The organism is Bacillus sp. V33-4 (genome assembly GCF_002860225.1).
Taxonomy (GTDB): domain Bacteria; phylum Bacillota; class Bacilli; order Bacillales; family Cytobacillaceae; genus Bacillus_BJ; species Bacillus_BJ canaveralius.
In genome coordinates this window covers 14067-38864 of the sequence record NZ_PGVC01000058.1, presented here as the reverse complement: position 1 = coordinate 38864, position 24798 = coordinate 14067, and the positions used below count along the sequence as shown (strand labels likewise).

Below are 24798 nucleotides of genomic sequence, written 5' to 3'. Positions count from 1 at the left end.
AAGAGAAACTAAATTTTGTAGGTCTGTGTTTCTTTAAAAAAAGGAATTATGAAATTGATTCACTTAACAAAAAAATGTTATCTTATTCGCGAAAAGATTGTCAGGCCTTATAAATCCACGATTCGTCATATTCGAGTCTACATAAACATATAAGAGACTTAATTGTCACTCTCCTACCATTTTTATGAATTAGATACCTTGGAAAAAAGACAGCTTCCATGAAGGAGATAGCTGTCTCAAAGATGTAAAAAGAAATAGGAATTTTCTTTTAAAGTGAGAGACATTGAGAATTCAGATACTTCTACTAAGCATTAGTTGCTGATGTTTGCACAATAGATTCGTTACTGTGGTTTAGACGATAATTTTCAAACCATTCTATTAAATGTCTCAGACGCTCCAATCTGTGTGTTGGTTTTCCTTTAGAGGCAATTCCATGGTTCTCATTAGGGAATCGGAGAAACTTAGTATCGACACCTAATCTACGGAGAGCAATGTACCATTGTTCAGCTTGTTCCATTGGACATCTGTAATCATCTTCATTGTGCAAAATAAGGGTTGGTGTTTTCACATTTTTTGCATACCGTATCGGTGAGAACTTCATAACGGTTTCCTCGTCATCCCACATGTCTGCTCCACCTAATTGCGCGCTGTTAAAGTAAAAACCAATATCACTTGTTCCAAACATACTATAAAGGTTCGTTACAGAATTTTGAGTGGCAGCTGCTTTGAACCGGTTAGTCCTAGCCGTAATCATATTGGTCATATACCCCCCATAACTTGCTCCAGTGACAAAGAGCTGCTCTTGGTCAATGTAGCTGAAGGTATCTAGTACGTAATCAACTGCAGTCATTAAATCTTTGTAGTCTTCGCCACCCCAGTCACCTACTACTCGACGTAAGAAATCCTCACCATAACCTTGGCTGCCTCTTGGGTTGGTATAGAGAACTGCATATCCCTTTGCGGCCATTAACTGCCATTCATGCTGAAATCCATATCCATAGGCAGAGTGGGGACCGCCGTGAATTTGAAGTACGAGTGGATGCTTGGCCTCTTTGCTTATTCTAACCGGATGCAAAATCCAACCTTCTATTTCTAAACCATCTTCGCTCGTAACGGTAATATGTTCTGGGGTACTTAATTGAATTTGTGTAAAAAGAGGATCATTCCATGTTGTAAGGTTTTTTTTCTCATCAATTTTATCAATGTTTTGAATAACTAAATCTCCAGTAGAGTGGCAATGAGCCTGAACGAACACAGCATGATGATCATCTATCATAGCAAAAGACGTTATTGTGTGCTGATCTTCAGATAAAGGTTTGGACACTTCCCCGTCCAGGTTTGTTTTGTAAAGTTGTATGCTGCCTCTGTCTGTTGCAGTGAAGAAGATAGAAGTACTATTTTGATCCCAAACGATACGCGGTTGACCAGTGTCATAAGCAGCGTCCACTCGAACAGGATTATCAACCGTCCGATCTAGAATACTAGTTAGATTTCTTGCACTAGTTGTTTCTATAGAAACAGCCCAAACATTCAAATTTGCTGAACTTGTCTCCCCATGCTCATGGCCAATAAAACCCACCCATAGGCCATCAGGAGAATAAGCTAAAGATCGTATTGGACCACTTCCCTGATAAAGCAATTTTTCTTCATTGTTTTCAATGTTAAATCTCCATATAGAAGGAACGTACTCTATCTCCTGGGCACCCTCTCTTGACCCTAAATAGACGAGTTCTTTTCCATTTGGTGAAAATATGGCTCCATAAAAATCAAAATCACCCTCCGTAATTTTCGTGTATCCATTTGTGTGAATGTCAAAAAGAAAAATGTGCTTGCGCGACTCTAAAAAATCTCGTATCCCATCCGCTTTGTATCGGAGACGAGTTATTTCCTTTATATCACTTTTATTCTTTGAATTAATGGTTTCCTCCACTGTTAATAGGAGCTTTGTTGCATCAGGAGACCAAGCAAATTCCTGTATGTTACCATCTATACTTGTAACAGGTATTGCTTCACCTCCACCTTCCACCGGTAGCATCCAGACTTGAGTGCTACCTGTTCGGTTAGATAAGAATGCGAGCTGTTCACCGTTGGGGGACCATTTTGGTGATTTATCTTTAATAAGTTTGTCAGATTCATAATATGTAAGCTGTTGAGACTGTCCTTCAAACTCACTCACATATATGGAAGAATAATAACCGTCTTTTACTATATCCAATTTAGTTAAGACATACGCAACTCTATCTTTCTTTGGAGATACTTGGGGATCTCCTACGAGATTCAAACTTAGTAAATCCTCAGCTTTTAATAAACGTTTGCTCATTTAAAAACCCTCCAATTTTCATTATGAATCAACCCGATAACTGCTGGTGTTCTGAATAAAGATGGCAAGCAACGTGGTGGCTAGGTGCAATCTCTTTTAATTCTGGAACAACTTGCGAACATATATCCATCGCATATGAACACCTCGTGCGAAAACGGCAGCCGCTGGGAGGATCAACCGGATTCGGTACAGTTCCTTCCAAAATAATTCTTTCTCGAGAACGCTCAATTTTTGGGTCTGGTATAGGAATCGCTGATAATAGGGCTTTTGTATATGGATGAAATGGTTCCTCATATAACTTGTCACTTGTTGATAATTCTACAACCATCCCCAAATACATGACTGCCACACGGTCACTTATATACCGTACCATCGACAAATCGTGAGCAATAAACATATAAGTTAATCGTTTCCGTTGCTGGAGTTGTTTTAATAGATTCACAATCTGCGCTTGAATAGAAACATCTAGAGCTGCTATCGGTTCGTCAGCGATTATAAACTCCGGATTAACAGCGAGTGCCCTTGCTATGCCAATACGCTGCCTTTGTCCCCCGCTAAACTCGTGCGGGTAACGATTAGCATGATGTTTATGCAAACCAACTGAATCAAGTATTTCAAAAATCTTTTCTTCTTGCTCTCTTTTGCTTATTCCAGGTTCATGAATAACCATCCCCTCTGAAATAATCTCAGCGACGGTCATTCGTGAGTTGAGCGAAGAGTATGGGTCTTGGAAAATCATCTGGACCTTTTTCTGAAACCGTCTTTCTTCTTCCTTTTTAAGCTTTCCAGTAATTTTTTGGTTTTCATATTTTATTTCACCTGATGTTGGTTCATATAAGCGAATCAGAGTCCTTCCCAAGGTCGACTTTCCGCATCCTGATTCACCGACAATACCTAATGTCTCGCCTTTAAAGATCTTCAATGAAACATTATCAACAGCCTGCAATACTTTGCCTTTTTTTAATCTGAAATGCTTTTTCAAGTTGTTTATTTCGAATAAAGTGTCTCTAGGCTGCATTAAACCACCCCAATCCGTTCAACATTTGCAGCTCGTTGATCTAATAGCCAACAGGAGGCGTAGTGACCTTTGGAAACAATTGTCGGTTCTGGTACGAATTTGTGACAAACCTTCATAGCATAAGGACATCTTAGAGCAAACGGGCAACCCTCTGGAAGCTGGCTTAAGTCCGGTGGTGAACCCGAAATAGGAATCAGCGGCTCATCTTGCTTTTCATGCAACTTAGGCATTGACTCGAGCAGTCCCCAAGTATATGGATGTTTAGGCTCATAAAAGATTTCATCTACTGTTCCAATTTCAATAATTTCACCCGCGTACATAACAGCTACTCGCTGTGCCATGTTGGCAACTACCCCTAGATCATGAGTGATAATAATAATCGCTGTTTGCAACTGCTGTTGCAGGTTTTTCATCAAATCTAAGATTTGAGCTTGTATTGTTACGTCCAAAGCTGTTGTTGGTTCATCAGCTATTAAAATTTTGGGGCTACAAGCAATTGCAATAGCCACAACCACTCTTTGCCTCATTCCTCCTGAAAACTGGTGTGGATATTCCTTCATCCTGTCCACCGCGTTCGGTATCCCTACCATCTCAAGTAATTCGACCGCTTTAATGAATGCTTCCTTTTTAGATAAGGGTTGATGCACCCTCAAGCCTTCCATAATCTGTTTCCCTATTGTCATAGTCGGGTTGAGGGAGGTCATAGGGTCCTGAAAAACCATGGATATTTCGGAACCTCGTATTTTTTGCATTTCTCTTTCACCGAGCTCTAACAAATTTTTATTTCCAAAAATCACCTCACCCTTATTTACAAAACTTGTTTTTTTAGGCAGCAGCTTCATAATCGCTTTAGCTGTTACTGATTTGCCTGATCCAGATTCTCCTACTATAGCTAACGTTTCACCTTTATTAAGGTGAAAGCTGACACCCCGTAAAACATTGGATTCTCCTCCATAGGTTCGAAAAGAAACCTTTAACTGTTTAACAGAAAGTATTTTGTCCATTTCCATCACCTCTTCATTTCCGCATTTTAGGATCTAGCGCATCCCTTAGCCCATCTGCCAAAACATTAAAGCACATCATAATTAAACTGATCACAATAGCTGGAAATAGCATCTTGTAAGGAAAAAGTAACATTGACTTGTAACCATCATCGACGAGTACTCCCAAGGAAGCTAATGGAGGTTGCAAACCCAGCCCTATAAAACTTAAGAATGCTTCAAAGAAAATGGCCGTAGGTATTGTAAACATAAGGGTGACAATAATAGAACCTAATGTGTTTGGAAGAAGATGCTTAGCGACAAGTCGGAAATGACTGACACCTAGTGTGCGGGAAGCAAGTATAAACTCTTGCCCTTTTAGCTGTAAAATTTGACCTCTAACAACTCTTGCCATGTTAACCCAGCCGGTTATAACCATGGCAAGGGTGATAGACATAATTCCTGGTTCCAAGACTAAGATAAATAGTATGATTAGAATCAAATTAGGAATTCCCATCAATATTTCAATAATCCTCTGCATAATATTATCAATGCGCCCTCCATAAAAACCAGAAATACCACCGTAGATCACACCAATAATCAAATCCAAAGAAGCTGCTAAGAACGCGATGTATAACGAAACTTTCGTGCCTTCCCATATTCTTGTCCATATATCCCGTCCAAACTGATCTGTACCAAACCAGTAGTTTTCATTTAAATCTCTGGCCTCGTACTGGTCAATACCATTTCCATCTATTCCGTTAAAGCCTAGCCATTCAAGGCCAGAAATTTTAGGAGGGAGGTCCGAATGCGCTAAATTTTGATCAGTTGCATTATGTCCACCTAAGTAAGGGCCTAAAAAAGCTAGAGCTATTATCACCAATAGCATAACAATAGAAAGGAGGGCACCTTTATTACGTCTTAAACGGATCCATGCGTCCTGCCAAAAACCGATTTGCGGACCTTGAGCCACCTCTGTATGTTTCAGGCTTACTACTGGATCGGGTTGAAATAAATCATCCGTAATTAAATCTGCGTTTATCTTCATGATTTAGCCTCCACCCCATCCAACCGAATTCTTGGATCGACAATTACGTATAGTAAATCTACTAAAAAGATAACGATGACAAAAATAATACTATAAAAAATAGTGATGCCCATAATTACACTGTAGTCATTCAACATAATCGACATAGTAAACTGTTCGCCTATTCCAGGAACGGCAAAAATCTTTTCTATGACAAGTGTTCCTGTTAATAAACCAACCGTTAACGGGGCAAGCATCGTAATAACTGGAATTAAGGCATTACGGACAACATGTTCTATTACAATCCTTTGTCGGCTAATTCCTTTAGCCTTTGCCGTGAGAACATAATCTTGGCCAAGAACTTCAAGCATTTCAGTTCGGATAAAACGGGCGACGGTTGCTATTACAATAACTGACAACGCTATACTTGGCATGATCGTATTTTGATACCCTTCCCATAATGCCGGAGGTAGCCAACCTAGTTTAACACCGATAAAATATTGCATAAGCGCTGCGAATATAAAAGACGGTATAGACATCCCCAAAACAGCAATGACTACCGCTCCATAATCGACGAAAGTGTTATGTCTTAGTGCAGAAGTTATGCCTAAAATTAATCCAACTATTGCTCCAATGATTAAACCTTGAAAACCGATAAGAGCCGAGGGACCAATCCGCTCGCCAATGATATCATTGACAGAACGGCCAGCGTACTTAAATGAAAGACCAAGATCTCCTTGAATTAGGTTTCCTAGATATTTTACATATTGAACAGCCACAGGTTGGTCTAAGCCATATTTCTGATCCAGAAGCTCAATTTGATTGTCGGTTAACTCGTCGATGTTTCCATAAGGGGTACCAGGAAGAAGTTGCATAAGCAAAAAAGTCAAAGTAACGATGATGAATAAAGCCATAAACATGGATAAAAATCGCCTTAGAACATAACTCTGCAATCGTGTTCACTCCTTAACATATGACTTAATAGGAGAGGCTGTATCAATGATAAAACCTCCTAAATTAGTTATTATTTACCTTCTATATAGGCCCATTTGTAGTCATACTGTGGTAAAGTCGGGTGATGAATAACATCTTTTACATAAGGCTTGCTAATAATTGCAGTAGCATCTTGGTACATTGGCCCAATCGCCGCATCTTCTTCAAACAACATTCGTTCGGCTTCAAGCATCAACTCATATCTTTTTTCTTCATCAAGTTCATTCCATGCTTGGTTGACTAATCCATCATAATCCGGATTGCTATAACCCATTCTGTTGAAGCTTTTGCCTGTTACCCACATATCAAGGTAATTCAAAGGATCTGCACTGGAAGGAATATAACTCGAAATGGAAATATCATAATCAATTGCTTTTTCAAGCTCAAGACGACGCTGGAACGGTTGAACAACAATATTAACTGTTAAACCGTCGAGATTCGTTTCCCATTGATCCTTTAAATATTCTGCAGTTGCTTTGCTATCTGTTTCATCTGCAGTAAGTAAGTTTAGTTCAATCGCATTCTTTCCAATCTCTCCTAAACCAGTTTTAAAGAATTCTTGAGCTTCTTCAACCGTTCCTTTAAAATCACCGTTTAAAGAACGGAAAGTTTCACCTGAAGGGGATTTTGCAATATCTGGAACCAAATAATAAGTAGGTACTGAACCATTCTTTAAAATCACATCTGTCAAAGCTTTCTTTTCCCAACCTAGGTCCAGAGCGCGCCTGATATTCTCGTTCGATAAAGCTTCGTTACCATGATTAAATCTAAGGAAGGATAACCCCGCTGTAACTTGGGCGCTATAATTAGGATCATTTTTATATTTGTCAATAAAGGCTGAGGTAATTTCAATTAGATCGACATCACCAGTTTCATAAAGATTAACTGTCGTAGACTCCTCTTTAACGACATCGACATTGATTTCTGTTAATTTGACATTGTCTGCATCCCTGTAATCAGGATTCTTTTTGTATTGCCATCCTTGATCATGTTTCCAATCTGTCAAAGTAAATGGACCATTATAAATCACTTTATCGAACTCAGTCCCGTAAGCTTCTTCGCCCACACTTTCCACAAAAGCTTGATTAACAGGAAAGAAGGCTGTAAACGCCAATGAATAATTTAAAAGTGGGCTTGGACCAGACAGAGTGATAACAAGTGTCTTATCATCAGTAGCTTCAATTCCAAGCTCATCAGGAGATTTTTCTCCATCCATAATTTCCTGTGCATTAAGAATCTTTGCGTTTGCAAAGGAATAGGTATAGTAGCCAACATTCTGGAATGTTCGTTTCCAAGAATACTCAAAATCATGTGCGGTGACTGATTCCCCATTGCTCCAAACGTTATCTCGAATGGTAAATGTATGAATAAGTCCATCCTCACTAATTTCATGCTCCGATGCTGCGGCTAAGACAGGTTCATGATTTTTATCAATGCTGTATAATCCTTCTGTTGTATTTGCGATAACTACACCAGAAACTGTATCATGTGCTTTTACAACATCAAGTGAGGCTATTTCATCAATGGCCACCACATTAAGTGTTTGTTCAGAATCTTTCTGGCTGGCATTATTCGCATCAGACGTACTGTTTGAAGAATTGTTATTGGATCCAGAAAAATTACAAGCTGATAGAAGTCCAATCATACAAATAAAAGTAACTAATATACGTAATTTGGATGTCAAGAAATTTCCCCCTCCTAAAATTAAAGAGTCTACATTCTTTATACTGTAATTGAACTAGTATACAACTTGGATAACTATAAGTGTCTTGGTAAGAGCGGATCTTGGTTGATTCGGTGAGTGGTAAAAGTGTTGACTTGTCCTGTGGCAGTTGAAAGGAAACGAGAAAGATCTTAAGGATCAATGTTAAAAAGAAGTAATTGCACATTCTCTTATCAAGCCGCTGAGTTTGTAAGTCATAGTTGAATGCTCCTCGATGCTAGAGGAAAATTGAGGTTGGATCTCTATCTAAACTATTAGAGATTGATTCTGTGGATCAAGCCATAGAAGTTTTATAAGAGAATCTAGTTGTTAGTTAAGCCTAAGTACTAATTTTTTAAGGTATCCTCCCCTTTCACACTTTAATATATAAAAATTATCTAACTTTTTTATATATTAGCACAATTCTGAACTGAAGTAATATTAAACTTTTTTATTACTTATATAGAGGATATTTATAAGAAGAACTATTTCAAACAACCATAAACGAACCAATTAAAGAAATAACAGAAAGAATAAAACCAGCCCATAATATTGATTGGGTATAAGGATTATGCACGTGAAACTGATCCGGTTTTCCTACTTTTCCTTCTATTTGATCCGCATAAATATAAGATTGGTCGAATGATTTGTAGAAGCGCTTAAAATTACTTCTCATTCGATTAAAAGAATCTCTCTGTATAAGAAACATAATACAGCCCAGCACTAATAGGCTTATTGAAATAATAAAAATGATATTAATAAAATGCAAAAAGGTTAAATTCATAGTAGCCGTCAATACCATGATAGATAGCAAAAATGTGCAGCATATTATAAGAGAAACTCTATAAATTGTTTTAATAATAAACTCCTCCTTCTGCAACACCCTTTAAACATATGGTCACCGTGGGTATCTATATTGTAACTTTACTCAACTTACAACAAATTGGCCGATTGTTAAAATAGGCAAAAAATATCAATTTGGTCAAGGTACTTGAAATTTAGGATTGCATTTTATTTCTGGACCAACAAATACATCATAAAATTGGACTTGGACTTCTCCTGCCTGTAACCAATTTATATTAGTCTGAAGCTCCACTGACTCAGAATAAATGAGATCACGATTTTTATAGATTCGATATAAAGTATCGCAATGTGTATCTATGATGCGCATAACTTCCTACACCTTAATCCTGTTCTGTTTGCATGCTTCAATAAATGTTTCAAATATTGAAATTGAATGTCGATCTCGTCTCATAACCATACTTTCCGGATGCCATTGTATCCCTAAAACAAAGGCATGTGTTTTGCTTTCAAATGCTTCCATTACACCATCACTGGACATAGCGCAAGCTTCGAATCCTACTGGTATCCGTCTTACCGCCTGATGATGAAAACTATTTACTTTAAACTTTTCTTTTTGAGTAATTTGAAACAGTAATGAATCAGCTTTCACATTGACATAATGAGACGCATGCCATCGGGGGGCTTTTTGAGCGTGCTGCAACAGTGATCTATCATGCTGATCGTAGATATCCTGATACATATCTCCTCCAACAGCAATGTTTAAAATTTGGCAACCTCTGCAAATTGCTAAGATCGGTTTATCTAGAACAAGCATTTTCTTTATGATATTGATTTCAAATGAGTCTCTTTCAGGACAAATAATTCCGAGGTTTCGATGAGGTTCCTCACCAAAAAGTGTTGGATCAATATCCCCTCCGCCTGAAACCAAAAGACCATCAAGCCTCCCAGCTATTGAATTTATCATTGCCATATCGAGCAAATTAGGAAGTACAAGTGGGACAGCATCTGTACCTGTTAATGCATCAATGTTATCCATAGAAACGCAAAGCTGTTGATCAATTAAATTAGAAGTTACACCAATAATAGGGTTCATATCACTTTACTCCCTTTAATGAATATAACTGACTGTATGCTTCATAAAGGCTCTTGGTAATGGGGCCAGGCTTACCATTTGAAATCAGATTATGATCGACAGAACAAATAGGGAGAATTTCCACAGAAGTACTTGTCATAAAAACCTCGTCAGCGTCCATTAGAAATGTGGTAGAGAACGATTCCTCTTTAAATATTATTTGTTTTTCTTTTGCTATTGCTAAGACAGCAGCCCGAGTAATACCAGGGAGTATGTTACAGGTTAAAGGAGTGGTATATAATTTATTATTTTTTACTACAAAAATATTGCTACTAGTACCTTCCGTAATATAAGCATCTTTTGTTACTAAAATTGCTTCAAAGTAACCGCTATCGAAAGCTTTCTGCTTAGCTATTACATTTGGCAATAAATTTAATGATTTAATATGACAATTAGTCCACCGCTCATCATTAGAAAGAGTCGCAGATATTCCATCATTATAGTATTGTTTTAGAACTATCCTCGCTGGTCTAATCGTCATGGTAAAGGATGCTGGTACTTTCGGAAACAAGTGATTGCGAGTAGCAATTCCTCTTGTTACTTGGAAATAGATTTCCGCTTCTTGTAATTGAGACAAGGAAAGTCCATCCATAATAATTTTCTTCACTTCATGTAAAGTATATGGAAGATTTATTCTAATTTCTGAAGCGCTCTTTTCTAGACGTAGCAAATGCTCATCTAGTAAGAATGGACTTGAATCGTAGACTTTAACAACTTCATAAACCCCATCCCCGAATTGATGACCTCGTTCATCGATCGGTAGCACAGCCTTATTAATATCAATGAACTCACCATTAATAAATCCAATTTCCACGGAATTCTCCTCCTATACAGCTACCGAATTTAGTAGTAAATCATCAAGAGACCGAAATTCACATCCGAGTGAGTGGGCAACTGCCCTATTTGTGATATATCCTCCTAAAACGTTCACCCCCTTAGCTAACGGTAAGTTTTCTCTAATTGCTTTACCAAATGAGTTTGCTAGCTTTAAAGCATAAGGAACCGTGGAATTCGTTAAAGCAATAGTAGATGTGCGTGGAACAGCCCCAGGCATGTTTGCGACTGCATAGTGGACGATACCGTGTCTTGTATATATTGGATTATCATGTGTTGTAATATGGTCAATAGTTTCAACTATTCCACCCTGATCTATAGCTACATCTACAATTACTGAACCGGATTTCATTTGCTTTACCATTTCTTCTGTTACTAATCTTGGTGCTTTTGCTCCAGGTATTAATACTCCGCCGATAACTAAATCAGATTGCATAATTGAGTGAGAGATATTCATGGGATTAGAGATCAAGGTTTGAATTTGTCTGCCAAATAAATCATCAAGTTGGCGTAGCCGATCAGGATTTAAATCAATTATGGTCACATCTGCACCTAGTCCTAATGCCATTTTAGCTGCATTATTTCCAACCACTCCCCCACCAATTATGGTTACCTTGCCTCGATTTACCCCTGGCACTCCAGATAAGAGAATGCCTTTACCACCCCGCGGTTTCTCAAGAAACTGAGCCCCGATTTGTGGAGCCATTCTACCTGCAACCTCACTCATAGGTGTTAGAAGCGGCAGTGTTCCATTTTCCAATTGAATGGTTTCGTATGCAATTGCGGTCATTCCACTCTTCATAAGTTCGTATGAGAGTTTGATTTCAGCAGCCAGATGAAGGTAAGTAAATAAAATAAGATTTTCCCTAAAAAAAGAATATTCTTCAGGTAAAGGTTCTTTTACTTTCATAACCATATTGGATCTGCTCCAGACTTCTTGAGCATTCTCTACAATTTCACAACCCAATTCAGAATAGTAGCAGTCTTCAAAACCACTACCTGTTCCGGCGTTAGTCTCTATCAAAATATGATGACCATTTCTAATCAATGTGTCTGCTCCAGCCGGCGTTAAGGCAACTCGATTTTCATTGTTTTTAATTTCCTTAGGGACACCTATAATCAATCTTCTTCTCTCCCTTACATTAATTTGATATATTTTAAATATTAAATTAATTTATAAGAAGGAATAAATCCAATCAAATTATTTTATAGGCTTCATCACATTTTTTTATACGGGTGGTTACACAGATGAATATCGAACAAGTTGAGGCCTTTATTTACGTATCATTAACAGGGAATTTCAGTAAAGCAGGTGAAATTCTTTTCATATCTCAACCTGCTGTCAGCGCAAGAATAAGGTCGCTTGAAAATGCAATTGGTTATCCCTTGTTTAATCGTAATGGAAAAAATGTATCGATGACTCAGGAAGGAGAAACGTTTCTACCTTACGCTAGATCTTTACTTCAGAACATGCAGGACGGTGTCCTTGCCATTCAGCAAAAAAATAGAAAAACGGAAGGGGAACTGAGAATTTCAACTGTTCTTACGGTATCGAATTATATTTTGCCTGCTTGGATCAGTGAGTTTCATGAGGCGTTCCCTCAAGTAAAGTTGGTTGTTCATACAGGTCATTCTCATAACGTTCTTGACATGGTACTAAATCATGGGGTTCCTATAGGGATCTCACGTTCAGTTACACATCCCCAAATCGAGTCCATTCATCTTTATGATGATGAAATGGTACTAGCTATATATCCAGATCATCCTTTTTCTGCAAAGAAAACAGTGTCTGTTGATGAGGTAGCAAGTCAGGATCTCATTCAATTTAACAGGGGTTCACTGGATTGGGCTTTGATAAATAATGCATTTCATAGTATGAAAATCCAGCCTAATGTTGTAGTAGAGGTAGATAATATTGAACTTGCCAAACAAATGGTGAAAAATAAAATCGGAATTGGAATTCTTCCGCGTTTTTCAATTGAAGATGAGCTGAAAACAGAAAATTTAAATATCATAAAAATTGGTGATCTTCCTAATCTAAATCGCCCTTTTCAGCTAATATATTTAAAGGATACAAAGATTGAAGGGATTCTAAAAATCTTCGTTGATTTTGTACTAAAAAAACTAGCTCTAGAAAAAAACTGACAAAATAAAAATTGGTACCGTTGCATTGTTTGATGAAGAAATATTATTTTGGTATCAATGGTTGCTTTAAATTAAAAACGAACTGCCAAGGAACTCCCATGACAGTAAAAATTTTTACTACGATTTTGTTAATGAAGTTGAATTTACTAGTATAAAGTGCACGCTTTTAATTACAAAATTTATATTCATCTAAAAAGGATATTGGTGAACAACTCTGCTATTTCTACCTTTGGTTGTTTCAGCCTGTGACATAGAATTTAAAATAGCTTCCTCTGTTGTTTCAGAAGCAGCTGAAAACATTTCATTCATTACTGGGTGGTCATCCCTCAATTGATTTCGAAATTCGATGTTATCTATGTAATCATGTGGTGTTCTATGTGCTGTTGAAAAAGCAATAACTATATCTCCGCTTCCATTGCTAAAATGACTACCCTTTCTCCCTAGTCCGATTCCACACCTTTTGGATATCCTAAGAAGTTGCCGTTCGCTAAGTGGTGCATCGGTCGCCAACACAATGATTATTGAGCCATCGGAAGTTTCGGAAAGAGCTACATTACCGTTATCCTTAAACTGAATGTTATACTTGTCTGATTGAAATTCTTCTTTTTTGCCAAAATTACTTAGGACAAGACAACCGATTTTATAAGATATATCATTAGATTGGATGACACGAGAAGAGCTACCAATCCCCCCTTTATATCCAAAACACACCATTCCTTTTCCAGCGCCAACAGATCCTTCCTCAACAATGTTGTTGGATGCATTTTTAATGGCTTCAACTGCATGTTCAGACTGTACTGAAAACCGTCGAATTGAGTTTAAGTAGCTGTCGTTACATTCACCCACCACGATATTGATCGTACCAGTAGATTCTCCTATTTCCGCATTCTGCTCAAGCATGTATTGTAAGGTTGCATGTGTCACAGTGGGTACTGCGAATGTATTTGTTAACATAATGGGCGATTCAAGTAACCCTAATTCGTTAATCTGAACAAGTCCTGTTGTTTTTCCGAACCCATTAATGACATAACTAGCGGCTGTAACTTTTTCTTTAAATAAGTTCCCGCCATGTGGAAGTATTGCTGTTACTCCCGTACATGCGTACTCACTTCCTTCTTCATTCAGCGCAGTATCAATCGTAAAGTGGCCTACTTTAATCCCTTTGATATCTGTTATACAATTCTTGCTCCCAGTTGGTAATTTCCCTATCGTAATTCCTTGTGCTCTTACTTTCATATTTACCCTCCAATATAAGTAGTAGGTATACTCTCTCTATAGCAAAAAGCTAATTCTGATAAAAAAAGCATGAAAGAAACTCAAAATAAAAAGAGGCTGAAACCTTTGATAAATCAAGGATTCCAGCCTTTTCCCAATAGTGATCCGAGAGGGATTCGAACCCCCGACCCCATCCCTGTCAAGGATGTATTCTCCCGCTGAACTATCGGATCGTAATATGAATTGTACTCAGCAAAGTTTTGCTCTCAAACTGAGCTAGCAGATTGTAAATTGTTGAACCTTAAAAGGTACATATTTAATTATATGTATCTTCGAACAAAAGTCAAGGAGTTTTCTGAGGCTTTCTTCTTTACTCAAAAAGTTTCAAAATGATCCTTTCGAAACAGCAATAAAGCAGCTCTCAAAAGTTTTTCTATATCTTACCCATTTGCTAATCTGTCTTTTGAAAAATCACTCGAGCTTTGAAGCATATTAATAGCTATACTGACAAAACAGCTTTAAACTACTAACAAATATACGAGGAGGAACAGCGATGACATTAAAAATTCGTGTTTATTCTGATTTTGTTTGACCGTTTTGCTATATAGCGGAGGCTCCGCTGAAGGAAGCAATAAAGGAAAAAGAAAATATTGAACTGGAATGGATGCCGTTTGAGCTTCGCCCGCTTCCATATGAAACATTGTCGCCAAAAAGCGAGAAAATGCAGCAAGGCTGGAAGTCTTCGATCAAGCCGCTGTCTGAACGGTTTGGTGTCAACATGAAGCTGCCGGATATTGATCCGATGCCCCATACCCATTTTGCACATGAAGGGTACCAATTTGCGAAAGAAAACGGCAAAGGAAATGAGTATGTGGAAGCTGTATTGGAGGCTTTCTGGCGTGACGGTAAAAATATCGGATCTATTGATGAGTTAACCGAGATTGCCGCTTCAATCGGTTTAGAGCGTGACGCTTTTCAAAAAGCCTTGGAAGATCGAAATTATGAAAGAGCCCATAAACAGGCTTTAAGGCATGCCTATGAAGAAGCCGCCATCACGGCAGTACCTACCTTCTTTATCGGCAGCCAGCGTGTCCAGGGACTAAATACTAAGGAAACACTTGAAGCAATTATCGACCAGGAATCCGCCAAGTAAAATTTTTTATTGTCTGATAAGCTGCACAGCTAAAATAAATGACTTTCAAAGCATCAGCCGCAGCTGATGCTTTTGTATTGCTTTTACTGCCTGATAAAAATAACTTTAACATTGTTCACACTATCCATACTCCCAGCCAAAGACAGCTTTCAGAAATCATCCAAATATAAGACGTCTTGAGATCACTATAAAAAACCTCCGAAAATGGAGACTCACTTGCCCAAAAGCTTTTTCCGTAACGAAATTAACGTGCCGGTATGCAGTCCTTCGTGATAAATCGTTCTTGGAATCACATCACCGATTGTCCGGATACCATGTTCTGATTCTTCATTCAACTTCTCATCGAATCTTGCGGCAAACGTCTCTTTCAAAAAAGGTATTTGTGCTTGTAAAAGCTGCTTAATTTCTCCAATCGAAGGTGGCTGGCTGGTCTGGGTCCAATCCCGCGGAGCACTTCCATAATTGAAAAAAGGCGCAATTTCTTGTAGTGGCATGCTATCATCGATTTTATGGTAAAACCACAAATATTGGTCGAGCAGAATATGGCCTGCATTCCAGCGAACCGAGTTATTAAACCCATCTGGCACAACATCTGTCAATTCGTCCGGTATTGAATCTAAAATTTCCAGTGTATAACCCCTGATGTCTTCTGCAAGTTTCCATACAGCACTGTCCATGCTTTTCCCCCTTGTTATGTTTTAATTTTACAATTACATTCAGAATATTCGTATTATAACATAATTGTCGAAAGTTGATGCTGGATAGCCAAAAAAGCATTTCTGCAAATGTTATGATAAAATCGCATAAAAAGCCTTTTAAAAAGCACGACCGTGGGCCTGAGAATTGGAGGAAACAGCAATGGAAATTCCACGAGGTACAATCAAAGATATGACGATTCCAAGCAAAGAGTTGGGGGAAGATGTAAATATTCTCGTTTATTTACCGGCTTCCTTCTCACCTCTTTATAAATATTCTCTGTTAATCGCATCTGACGGAAAGGATTATTTTCAATTTGGCAGAATCGGGCGCATCGCCGATGAATTGCTGCATAATAAAGAAATAGAAAATGTCATTATCATTGGTGTGCCCTACAAAGATGTCAAAGATCGACGCGAAAAATATCACCCGCAAGGAAGCCAGCAGAAAAACTATATACGTTTTCTCGCCCATGAACTTGTCCCATTTTTAGATAAACAGTTTCCAACCTATCAAATGGGCATGGGCAGAGCACTGATCGGCGACTCGTTGGCAGCGACCGTGTCTTTAATGACGGCGTTGGAATATCCCAATATATTTGGACGGATAATTCTCCAGTCTCCGTTTGTGAACGATCGGGTGCTTGAGCTTGTAGAAGCCTTTCAGTCCCCGCCTTTAGTACATATATACCATGTAGTCGGAAATCAAGAAACCCATGTTAAAACGTCGAGCGAAAACGATAGGGACTTCCTGACACCGAACCGCCATCTAGCGGAGGTGTTCCAGAAAAAAAGCTTTCCGTACCATTTTGAAGAATTTGCCGGCAATCATACTTGGTCCTATTGGCAGCCCAATTTAAGACAGGCTCTGGGAACAATGTTTTAAATTTGGCTAATATATGCTTTTTCGGGGCAAGAGGGGTATAATTAACCTATCAATTCAGAAGATTTGTTATAATCGTATTAAATTCTTTTTTTTCTAAAACAGTTCAATTCCGGCTCCTTTTTACATTGGCGTGCATGTTCGAATTTTAACTCCTTGACATTTAATTCAATCTCATAAATCCCAAATTATAAAATTGGAGGTCATAATATGAAATTCGGTATCGTTATTTTTCCGACAAAAAAGCTGCAAGATTTAGCCAACTCTTATCGAAAACGTTATGATACACACTACGCGTTAATTCCGCCACACTTGACGTTGAGAAGCGGGTTTGAGGCAACAGAAGAACAGATCACAGAACTGACTAAAAAACTTGAGGAGATCGCCGGGAACTACGAACCGTTTAGGCTGAGGGTATACCGGGTCAGTTCATTTCATCCGGTAAACAATGTAATCTATTTAAAAGCTGAAGTTACAGAACAATTGGAAGGCCTGCATAACGAGTTTCTAAAAAGCTTTGATGATGGCCAGCCCGAGTATGCTTTTGTTCCTCATATTACAATCGGGCAAAATCTATCGGATGCAGAACATTCGGATGTATACGGTTCTTTAAAAATGCTGGATATTGACCATGAAGAAACCGTAGACCGCTTCCACCTCCTTTATCAGCTGGAAAGCGGCCAATGGACTGTATATGAAACATTTCGCCTGGGAAAGGATAATCAAAATTGAAAGTCACTACCGTTTCGACCGAACAAGAATTAGAGGATGCCTTTACAGTCCGTAAGAAGGTATTCGTTGAAGAACAGCAAGTTCCAGAAGAAGAAGAAATAGACCAGTTCGAATCCAACGCAGTTCACTTTGTTTTATATGATGGTGAAACTCCTGCTGGTGCCGGCCGTTTCCGGGTTGTTGATGGTTTTGGAAAGGTTGAACGCATTTGTGTGCTACAGGAGTACCGAAAGACCGGAGCCGGTAAAGCGATAATGGCTGCAATAGAAGCATATGCCGCCGGCAATGGGATATCGGCCTTAAAGCTTAACGCACAAACCCATGCTATTCCCTTTTATAGCCGCTTGGGCTATGAAGTTGTTTCAGGGGAGTTTTTAGATGCAGGTATCCCCCATAAAACGATGAAAAAATTCACAAAATAAATGCTAAGGGCTAAACGAAACAGTAACAAATTTTTGTTTAGCCCTGTTTCATTTCTCTCTGATTCCTTTTCGTACTGTCATGTACAAGCCATTTAACTATTTTTGATATCACAACTAACCTTATGACTGCCTTTATGAGTCCCTTCTTGTGAATGCACAAAGAATTGGCAAAAGTTAATTTGAACAGCAAGGAGTTTACCTCCATGCTGAGGATTTTCTTAAAGGGTGTAGTAATTCACAAACTGCTTCCTTACTTGCACATTTAAATTCTCTGTGTATTTTAACAATAATCCAATCTACCAATTTAAGATTGGAATTGAGGACGCATTTCGCTCCATGGAGATAATCGTTCGAAGGCACGGGAAGCACGAAATACAGTCTCATCCTCTAAACGACGTCCAATAATTTGCAAGCCAATGGGTAATCCCTCTCCAGAAAATCCACACGGGATAGAAGCCGCTGGATGACCTGTAAGATTAATAGGATAAGTCAAAAACCAACCATGGAAAGGATTGATTGGCTTTCCATTAATTTCTGTAGGTCCCCAAGTATCTAGAGAAAATGCTGGAACTGCTGTAGTTGGACATATTATGATGTCATATTCTTTAAAAATGTTCTGCAGTTTTGACCACGCTTCCTCACGAGCTTTATTTGCTTGAATGTATTCTGTTGCTTTCAATTCTTTTCCAAGTTTAATAAATTCCTGTACTTTTGGGTCAAGTAGTTCCAGCTTATCTTGAGATAAACTACCGTGCGAAGTCGCTACCATTCCATACCAAAGAGTTGCCCATGCTTCTTCAATATTTTTCTTTGGATTTTCAAACCTTGGATTTACTTCTTCAACAATACACCCTAATTCTTTAAAGATACCAGTAGCATTATCACATGCTTTTCGAACTTCAGGATCGATTTCAAAAAAACCAAGATCCGGACAGTAAGCTACTTTTAAATTTTGAATCCCCGTTTCTAGAGTCTCAAAAATATTTTCTTTTATTGGGAAAGTAAATGGTTCATCTTCCGCACTCCCATCCATAACTGAGTAAAGAAGAGCAGCATCAGATACAGTTCTTGCGATAGGTCCAAAATGAATGAAGGGTGCTTGGGAATAAAAAGGACCTACTGTTTCATACGGAATTCGTCCGTAAGTTGCTTTATAACCATAAACTCCACAAATCGCAGCCGGAATCCGAATTGAACCACCCCCATCACTTCCTTCAGCAAAAGGGACTAACCCTGCTGCAACAGCAGCACTTGATCCTCCGCTTGAACCCCCTGATATTCTATCAAGCTTCCAAGGATTACGTGTAGCACCAAATAATAGATTATCTGTTGTTCCTTTAAAACCAAATTCAGGTGTGTTCGTCATTCCAACAATAATTCCACCTGCTTGTTTGATCCTCTTAACTACTATTGCATCCTCTGTTGCAACTTGCTCAGCATACAATTTTGAGCCCATCGTTAACCTAACACCTTTTACAGGTGTTAGGTCTTTTATTGCAATTGGGATCCCATGTAATGGACCTAGAGAGATACCTTTCATTACTTGGCTCTCTGCCAGTTTTGCAGATTCGCGTGCTTGTTCTGGAATCAATGTACAAAATGCATTTATTATCGGGTTTATACGATCTATCCTTTCAAGACAAATTTCTACTACTTCTACAGGAGAAATCTTTTTCGTTCGAATCAAATATGAAAGCTCCAATGCAGATTTCCAGGCTAATTCATCTTTCTGAGTCATGGTTTTTTCCTCCTCCATTAATCACTCGTAAAAATATTTTTTAAATTCTGAAATATTTTTATATTATTTTTGTATAGCTTGCGCTTGTGAGTCGAACAATTGATTAGTATATAATTTTACTGTGCGATTTCACCTCCTTTTAATTTTATCTTAATCTTCGTGTCCGAACCGTTATTTAAGTCATCGAACAGTTGATCAACATGATTCTGTTTTGGCAAAGCAGCGGAGACAACAATATAAATAATTAGATTTAGCAATAGTCCCACAAGGCCAGCCGAAAGTCCACCAGCCCAGCTTACCAACCAAGGAAAAGGGCCTTTTAATAAGACAATAGACATGCCCACAATCGTTCCGGCTGCCGCTCCATATTTATGCCCCTTCTTCCAAAAGACCCCTAAAATTATTGGTACAGCAACTTGAGCTATGCAATCATAAAGATAAAGGATAATGCTAACCAATCTTGAAATTTCCATTGTCGCTATGAAGATAGCAATAATACCTACACTTAGTGTTAACAGTTTCGCATATTTAAGAATTTGTCTTCTATTCAAGTCAAATAGCCCTAACATGTTTTTCCCAATCATGACTGCGGCAGCTGTTACAACGGCACTGATGGTAGACATACTTGCAGCCATTGCAAATATTCCAATTAACCCAAGGACTACTGGTCCCCCATATTGTTCTGCCATCCAAAAGATACCGGATTGAGCATCTTCTGGAAAACATTAAGCAGACTTCCTCCTAAACCTAAGGACAAAAGTATTATAGTAAAAGCTGCTCCAATAATCGGGACACCTAAAGCAGATTTTTTAGCCTCCTTTACGCTTTTTGACATATACATACGAGCAAAAATTGCAGGACTCATCATTCCACCGAGTATTCCGGCGATAATCGCAGAACTCCATACACCGTAACCTATTTTATCGTTAATAATTAATAATTCAGGCGCCCTTTCCGCAACCATTTGAAACATAGTCGTGAATCCGCCAATAGCTTTATTAAACAGGTACAAGACAGTGATGCTACCAATGAACGTGAAAAATATTCCTTGCACCAGACTTCCCACAGCACTCGCTCTTGATCCTCCTAACCAGCAATATATTATGACAAATAGGCTAACCAAAACCAATCCCACATTAAAAGGAACAACACCATAGGTAGCTGCAGAAACTAAATAACCGATTGTCTTTATTTCAACAATAAGCCATGGACTCCAAAACAAAAATGTGAATATAGCAATGAACGTTGCGAACGCTTTACTGTTGTATCTTAACTCAATGAAATCAGCAATCGTTTCTAAATTATATAATTTCCCCCAAATCCATACAGGCCTTACCAAAACATACATGACGGTTATTGTTCCCACAGAATAGACAGCAGCATATTGTGAAAATATTCCTATATTCGCTGAATCAGCAAAAAATCCAGTATACATTGCCCCTACATACCACGCGCCCAAAAATCCAAATAAACTAAGAATCCATGGAAAAGATCGTCCACCAACGGCATACTCTTCTAACGTATCCTGTTCTCGGTGAAATATTTTAATGACAATCGCATTGATTACAAAAAATGCTAATATAACAGAAATGGATATAATGGCATTCATTCTAACTCACCCCTTGCCTCTTCGATTTTGTACCATACAATAAAAGAAAGTGAAATAACGGTTATTACAAATATGATCCAAAACTGAACAAAAGGTAGTCCAAAAATCCACGGCTCAATTTTGTTAAATAACTTAAAAAATGGTGGAAAAACTAAAGTGGAGAACATTAAGCAGTTAAACAATACAAAAATAAGTGTAATTTTCCCGCTCGTCATTAATATATCCTCCTTTTTTTATCTGAAATTAAGATTATTAGACTTTCATTATTTAAATCAGATGCATTACGCAGTGCCTTAGTTACTACAAGATCGCCTTATACTTACAATCAGCGAATAGAGACGCCCCTCTTACACGGTCTACATATTGAATAAAATCCTTTGTGTAAGAAAACAGCTCTAAATATCGATAATTCTTTGTATTTTATTCCAAACTTATCCAAATGCTCTTTACTTCAGTATAGTTATTTAGAGCATAAGTACCCATTTCACGTCCGAATCCAGAATGCTTATAACCGCCAAATGGTGAAGCAGCATCAAACACGTTATAGCAGTTAACCCAAACAGTTCCAGCCTTTAAGCGGTGTGCTACATAATTAGCGTTCTTAATGCTTTCTGTCCATACACCCGCAGCTAGTCCGTACTCGGAAAGGTTTGCCCGGCTAATAACTTCATCAATATCTTCAAATGGCATTGCTGCTAAAACTGGTCCGAAGATTTCCTCCTTAGCTATGGTCATCTTATCATTTACATCAGAAAAGATAGTTGGCTCTACAAAAAATCCTGCTTCAAGTGGTACAGAACCGCCTGTAAGCAGTTCAGCTCCTTCTTCTTTCCCTTTTTGAATGTAAGTCAAGACACGGTTATGCTGTTCTTGGGACACAAGCGGCCCCATAGCAGTATCCGGATCCATTCCATTCCCTTGTTTTATACTTTTAGCATACGACACGAGATCTGCTATCACATTATCGTAAACCTTTTTTTGAATAAATAGCCGGGAACCCGCGGAACACACCTGCCCCTGGTTGAACATAATTCCATTTAATGCTCCTGGAATCGCCTGAGACATATCTGCGTCGGGAAGAATAATATTCGGTGATTTTCCGCCAAGTTCGAGCGTAAGGCGCTTTAATGTTTTGGATGCTTTTACCATAATTTTCTTTCCGACTTTAGTCGAACCTGTGAAATTGATTTTGTTTACATCAGGATGATCAACTAAGTGTGCGCCTGTTTCTCCTGCACCTGTAACTACATTGAGAACACCTGCTGGAAATCCAGCTTCCTGTACTAATTTAGCAAGATATAACGCAGAAAGAGGGGTTTGTTCGGCTGGCTTTAAAATCACTGTACAACCAGTGGCTAAAGCCGCTCCTAGCTTCCATGTCGCTGTAAGGAGAGGGAAGTTCCATGGGATAATTTGTCCTACTACACCAACAGGCTCGTGGCGTGTGTAATTAAAGTAATTTCCTTCTACCGGAATTGTTTGACCTACAATCTTTGTGGCCCAGCCTGCATAATATCTAAAATGCTCAATCGCAAGAGGCACATCCCCATTGGTGGTTTCACGAATCGGCTTCCCATTATCCAATGTATCTAGTTGCGCAAGCTCTTCTTTGTGTTCTTCCATTAAATCAGCTAGCTTGTATATCAATCGACTGCGGTTGGCTGCGCTCATTTTCGACCAGTAACCAGTTTCAAAAGCTTTCCTTGCTGCTTTAACCGCACGCTCAATATCTTCTTTACCTCCTTCTGCGACACGAGTAAGGACTTCACTCGTTGAAGGATTTATGGTTTCAAACGTCTTTCCTGATAACGCATTCACCCAGTCACCATTAATGAAGAGTTTCTTGTGACCATTAATAAATTCTGCCACTCTAGGTTTTAAGCTAAACCCTACTGTCTTCTCCATTTTTTCACTCCTTGAAATCGAGTTTTTTTAGAACTGTAAGCTGCAATGGTTTTCTTCTATTGTTATAAAAGATAACTTAATTTGTTTTTTGATAATTGTAAAAAACGGAATATTAAGAAAATGTGTTTTGAATTAAATAAAATACTCAAATGCTTTCTAATGAGTAGTACTCTCTTATATATCCGAAAACCAAAAATACTAAAAAAAGGGGGCACCATGCCACATCCTTGAGATAATTTAGTCAGACAGCACACTAAATAACACAAAGGTGGAGGTTGACTCCCTAATTTTATCTGTTCCAGTGAAACTTATTAACTTGAAATAACGGGTTTGTTGATAATTTACTAACAGATTGTTATTTTATGGTATATAACTCAGAAATTAGCATAGAAAAGAATTATTTGTCTGCGTAAGTTTTTGATAACTTTCTTACTGAGAGTGTTTGTAGTAGGAAGGTATTCCGGAGAGAAACTTCGTTTTTAAATTCTCAAAACTTTTTATTATATGGATATTGAGAAACAACTTCTTTAAATTGTATGGGGGTCAAATGGGCAAACTTCTTAAATCCCTTAATAAAATGCGCTTGGTCATGATAGCCATTTTCATGAACTACATCTAATAAATTAATGTTGTCTGTATGAAGGACCATAGCTAATGAATTTTGAAATCTAACTATTTCACTGAATTGTTTTGGTGAAAATCCAATATATTCCTCGAATTTATTGCGTAAATGACGAGCTGAATATCCCGTCTCATTAGATAATTTGTCAATATTAATTAGTCCGTTTGATGAGTAAATTTTCTTAATAGAATATTCAACTATATTTAGACTATAATTCAAGCTGGATGCGCTATTTTTGATAAACGTTTCAAATAGCACGATTCGCTCATAAAAAGATTTTGCTGCTCCGATTTTCTCTACAATGGAAGAATCTAAAGAGATAACATCTAATAAAGGAATTTTCTTACCAAGTAACTCTTTCATGGAATTCTTTAGTTTAAAAACTTTTTGCTCAGGTAAAAATCTAATACCAAAATAGTCACATTCGCTTTCAAAATCATGTTGCGTGGTTCGGTGAAGCGGACTGGTCCAAAGTACAGCAGAATGTTTGTTCGAACCACAACAAAAAAGAATATCAAAGCAGCCATCTGGAATAACTGAAAACGAGCTGATTTCATTTTTTTTAGTTTTGAATTGATAAAATAGCGCAATATCCTTACATAAATGCCCTTTTGCTTTTACTTCTTTATATTGCTGGGTATTACTTTCGATTTCAGGTTGAGAAGGAAAAAAATATTTTCCTGCTAACTTTACATTAGTTTTCAAATTAGGCTCACTCCTTATATTTTAGAAAAATTCAAATTTAACTAACTCAGAAGAGTTTGAATAACTCATCAAATTATGTAATATAAGGGTTTGAGTAATAATAGAATTTTTATTAGGTCCCTAACCAGCATATCCATATTTATTTATATCACTTGTTTCTAACC

At 38.0% G+C, this 24798-nt stretch carries 22 protein-coding genes and 1 tRNA gene; 5 read left to right on the top strand and 18 right to left on the bottom strand.

Annotated elements, in window-relative coordinates:
* Positions 1-304 precede the first annotated feature (304 nt).
* The 10 genes from CVD23_RS18825 to ald form a co-directional block, all read right to left on the bottom strand.
* The gene (locus CVD23_RS18825) at positions 305-2320 is read right to left on the bottom strand and encodes a S9 family peptidase (RefSeq protein WP_101666832.1); all 2016 of its coding nucleotides are present in this window, start codon (positions 2318-2320) and stop codon (positions 305-307) included.
* Between the two features lie 28 nt (positions 2321-2348).
* Entirely contained in the window at positions 2349-3338 is a 990-nt protein-coding gene (locus CVD23_RS18820) for an ABC transporter ATP-binding protein (protein WP_101666831.1), read from the bottom strand.
* Positions 3338-4342, bottom strand: a complete 1005-nt coding sequence (locus tag CVD23_RS18815; RefSeq protein ID WP_101666830.1) for an ABC transporter ATP-binding protein — start codon at positions 4340-4342, stop codon at positions 3338-3340. The genes CVD23_RS18820 and CVD23_RS18815 overlap by 1 nt, the downstream gene beginning before the upstream one ends.
* A gap of 13 nt (positions 4343-4355) precedes the next feature.
* Positions 4356-5366 carry an oligopeptide ABC transporter permease gene (gene opp3C / locus CVD23_RS18810; protein ID WP_101666829.1) on the bottom strand — a complete coding sequence of 337 codons (1011 nt, stop codon included), beginning with the start codon at positions 5364-5366 and terminating at the stop codon, positions 4356-4358.
* Entirely contained in the window at positions 5363-6298 is a 936-nt protein-coding gene (locus tag CVD23_RS18805; RefSeq protein WP_101577799.1) for an ABC transporter permease, read from the bottom strand. Before CVD23_RS18805 ends, opp3C begins: the two co-directional genes overlap by 4 nt.
* A gap of 71 nt (positions 6299-6369) precedes the next feature.
* Positions 6370-8022 carry a peptide ABC transporter substrate-binding protein gene (locus tag CVD23_RS18800; protein ID WP_257988595.1) on the bottom strand — a complete coding sequence of 551 codons (1653 nt, stop codon included), beginning with the start codon at positions 8020-8022 and terminating at the stop codon, positions 6370-6372.
* Between the two features lie 508 nt (positions 8023-8530).
* A complete protein-coding gene (locus tag CVD23_RS22930; protein WP_374702650.1) occupies positions 8531-8824 on the bottom strand; it encodes a DUF3899 domain-containing protein in 294 nt (97 codons plus the stop codon).
* Positions 8825-9217: 393 nt separating this feature from the next.
* Positions 9218-9937 carry a gamma-glutamyl-gamma-aminobutyrate hydrolase family protein gene (locus tag CVD23_RS18785; protein ID WP_101577796.1) on the bottom strand — a complete coding sequence of 240 codons (720 nt, stop codon included), beginning with the start codon at positions 9935-9937 and terminating at the stop codon, positions 9218-9220.
* A 1-nt stretch (position 9938) separates the two neighbouring features.
* Positions 9939-10790 carry a D-amino-acid transaminase gene (dat, locus tag CVD23_RS18780; RefSeq protein ID WP_101577795.1) on the bottom strand — a complete coding sequence of 284 codons (852 nt, stop codon included), beginning with the start codon at positions 10788-10790 and terminating at the stop codon, positions 9939-9941.
* Positions 10791-10802: 12 nt separating this feature from the next.
* Entirely contained in the window at positions 10803-11933 is a 1131-nt protein-coding gene (gene ald / locus CVD23_RS18775; RefSeq protein WP_101666828.1) for an alanine dehydrogenase, read from the bottom strand.
* Between the two features lie 125 nt (positions 11934-12058).
* Between ald and CVD23_RS18770 the strand changes: the two genes are divergently transcribed.
* Positions 12059-12955, top strand: coding sequence for a LysR family transcriptional regulator (locus CVD23_RS18770; RefSeq protein WP_101666827.1), 897 nt, complete (start codon positions 12059-12061; stop codon positions 12953-12955).
* 189 nt (positions 12956-13144) lie between these two features.
* Here CVD23_RS18770 and CVD23_RS18765 read toward each other — a convergent pair whose 3' ends face one another.
* Both CVD23_RS18765 and CVD23_RS18760 read right to left on the bottom strand, forming a co-directional pair.
* Positions 13145-14191 carry a DmpA family aminopeptidase gene (locus CVD23_RS18765; RefSeq protein WP_101666826.1) on the bottom strand — a complete coding sequence of 349 codons (1047 nt, stop codon included), beginning with the start codon at positions 14189-14191 and terminating at the stop codon, positions 13145-13147.
* 140 nt (positions 14192-14331) lie between these two features.
* Positions 14332-14403, bottom strand: a tRNA-Val gene (locus CVD23_RS18760).
* 371 nt (positions 14404-14774) lie between these two features.
* Here CVD23_RS18760 and CVD23_RS18755 point away from each other — a divergent pair.
* Complete coding sequence (locus CVD23_RS18755; RefSeq protein ID WP_308314949.1) at positions 14775-15323, top strand: DsbA family oxidoreductase; 549 nt, start codon at positions 14775-14777, stop codon at positions 15321-15323.
* A 212-nt stretch (positions 15324-15535) separates the two neighbouring features.
* Here the strand turns inward: CVD23_RS18755 and CVD23_RS18750 are convergent, their stop codons facing one another.
* Positions 15536-16000 (bottom strand): DinB family protein, encoded by a 465-nt coding sequence (locus CVD23_RS18750; protein WP_101666824.1) that lies wholly within the window; start codon positions 15998-16000, stop codon positions 15536-15538.
* A 181-nt stretch (positions 16001-16181) separates the two neighbouring features.
* On the opposite strand from CVD23_RS18750, the gene CVD23_RS18745 reads away from it, so the two are divergent.
* The 3 genes from CVD23_RS18745 to CVD23_RS18735 all read left to right on the top strand — a co-directional run bounded on the left by CVD23_RS18745 (position 16182) and on the right by CVD23_RS18735 (position 18055).
* Positions 16182-16904, top strand: a complete 723-nt coding sequence (locus tag CVD23_RS18745; RefSeq protein ID WP_101666823.1) for an alpha/beta hydrolase — start codon at positions 16182-16184, stop codon at positions 16902-16904.
* Between the two features lie 207 nt (positions 16905-17111).
* Entirely contained in the window at positions 17112-17633 is a 522-nt protein-coding gene (locus tag CVD23_RS18740; RefSeq protein WP_101577788.1) for a YjcG family protein, read from the top strand.
* Positions 17630-18055: a GNAT family N-acetyltransferase gene (locus CVD23_RS18735; protein ID WP_101577787.1), complete on the top strand. Its 426-nt coding sequence runs from the start codon at positions 17630-17632 to the stop codon at positions 18053-18055. Before CVD23_RS18740 ends, CVD23_RS18735 begins: the two co-directional genes overlap by 4 nt.
* 304 nt (positions 18056-18359) lie before the next feature.
* On the opposite strand, the gene CVD23_RS18730 is transcribed toward CVD23_RS18735, so the two are convergent.
* From CVD23_RS18730 to CVD23_RS18705, 5 genes are all read right to left on the bottom strand, one after another.
* Positions 18360-19793 (bottom strand): amidase, encoded by a 1434-nt coding sequence (locus tag CVD23_RS18730; RefSeq protein ID WP_180955727.1) that lies wholly within the window; start codon positions 19791-19793, stop codon positions 18360-18362.
* A gap of 116 nt (positions 19794-19909) precedes the next feature.
* Complete coding sequence (locus CVD23_RS18725; protein WP_142382913.1) at positions 19910-20482, bottom strand: sodium:solute symporter family transporter; 573 nt, start codon at positions 20480-20482, stop codon at positions 19910-19912.
* Complete coding sequence (locus tag CVD23_RS18720; RefSeq protein WP_101666821.1) at positions 20455-21402, bottom strand: hypothetical protein; 948 nt, start codon at positions 21400-21402, stop codon at positions 20455-20457. The genes CVD23_RS18725 and CVD23_RS18720 overlap by 28 nt, the downstream gene beginning before the upstream one ends.
* Positions 21403-21822: 420 nt before the next feature.
* Entirely contained in the window at positions 21823-23307 is a 1485-nt protein-coding gene (locus CVD23_RS18710; protein WP_101577783.1) for an aldehyde dehydrogenase family protein, read from the bottom strand.
* A 487-nt stretch (positions 23308-23794) separates the two neighbouring features.
* On the bottom strand, positions 23795-24634 hold the full coding sequence (locus CVD23_RS18705; protein ID WP_101577782.1) for a helix-turn-helix domain-containing protein: 840 nt from the start codon (positions 24632-24634) through the stop codon (positions 23795-23797).
* Positions 24635-24798: the final 164 nt, after the last annotated feature.

What these genes read in the sequence shown, in the direction of transcription:
- CVD23_RS18740 (WP_101577788.1), top strand. Translation starts at nt 17,112, where the DNA reads ATGAAATTCGGTATCGTTATTTTTCCGACAAAAAAGCTGCAAGATTTA.
- CVD23_RS18770 (WP_101666827.1), top strand. Translation starts at nt 12,059, where the DNA reads ATGAATATCGAACAAGTTGAGGCCTTTATTTACGTATCATTAACAGGG.
- CVD23_RS18765 (WP_101666826.1), bottom strand. Translation starts at nt 14,191, where the DNA reads ATGAAAGTAAGAGCACAAGGAATTACGATAGGGAAATTACCAACTGGG.
- CVD23_RS18710 (WP_101577783.1), bottom strand. Translation starts at nt 23,307, where the DNA reads ATGGAGAAGACAGTAGGGTTTAGCTTAAAACCTAGAGTGGCAGAATTT.
- CVD23_RS18785 (WP_101577796.1), bottom strand. Translation starts at nt 9,937, where the DNA reads ATGAACCCTATTATTGGTGTAACTTCTAATTTAATTGATCAACAGCTT.
- CVD23_RS18820 (WP_101666831.1), bottom strand. Translation starts at nt 3,338, where the DNA reads ATGCAGCCTAGAGACACTTTATTCGAAATAAACAACTTGAAAAAGCAT.
- CVD23_RS18825 (WP_101666832.1), bottom strand. Translation starts at nt 2,320, where the DNA reads ATGAGCAAACGTTTATTAAAAGCTGAGGATTTACTAAGTTTGAATCTC.
- CVD23_RS18725 (WP_142382913.1), bottom strand. Translation starts at nt 20,482, where the DNA reads ATGGCAGAACAATATGGGGGACCAGTAGTCCTTGGGTTAATTGGAATA.
- CVD23_RS18750 (WP_101666824.1), bottom strand. Translation starts at nt 16,000, where the DNA reads ATGGACAGTGCTGTATGGAAACTTGCAGAAGACATCAGGGGTTATACA.
- CVD23_RS18745 (WP_101666823.1), top strand. Translation starts at nt 16,182, where the DNA reads ATGGAAATTCCACGAGGTACAATCAAAGATATGACGATTCCAAGCAAA.
- CVD23_RS18815 (WP_101666830.1), bottom strand. Translation starts at nt 4,342, where the DNA reads ATGGACAAAATACTTTCTGTTAAACAGTTAAAGGTTTCTTTTCGAACC.
- CVD23_RS18730 (WP_180955727.1), bottom strand. Translation starts at nt 19,793, where the DNA reads ATGACTCAGAAAGATGAATTAGCCTGGAAATCTGCATTGGAGCTTTCA.
- opp3C (WP_101666829.1), bottom strand. Translation starts at nt 5,366, where the DNA reads ATGAAGATAAACGCAGATTTAATTACGGATGATTTATTTCAACCCGAT.
- CVD23_RS18720 (WP_101666821.1), bottom strand. Translation starts at nt 21,402, where the DNA reads ATGAATGCCATTATATCCATTTCTGTTATATTAGCATTTTTTGTAATC.
- CVD23_RS22930 (WP_374702650.1), bottom strand. Translation starts at nt 8,824, where the DNA reads ATGAATTTAACCTTTTTGCATTTTATTAATATCATTTTTATTATTTCA.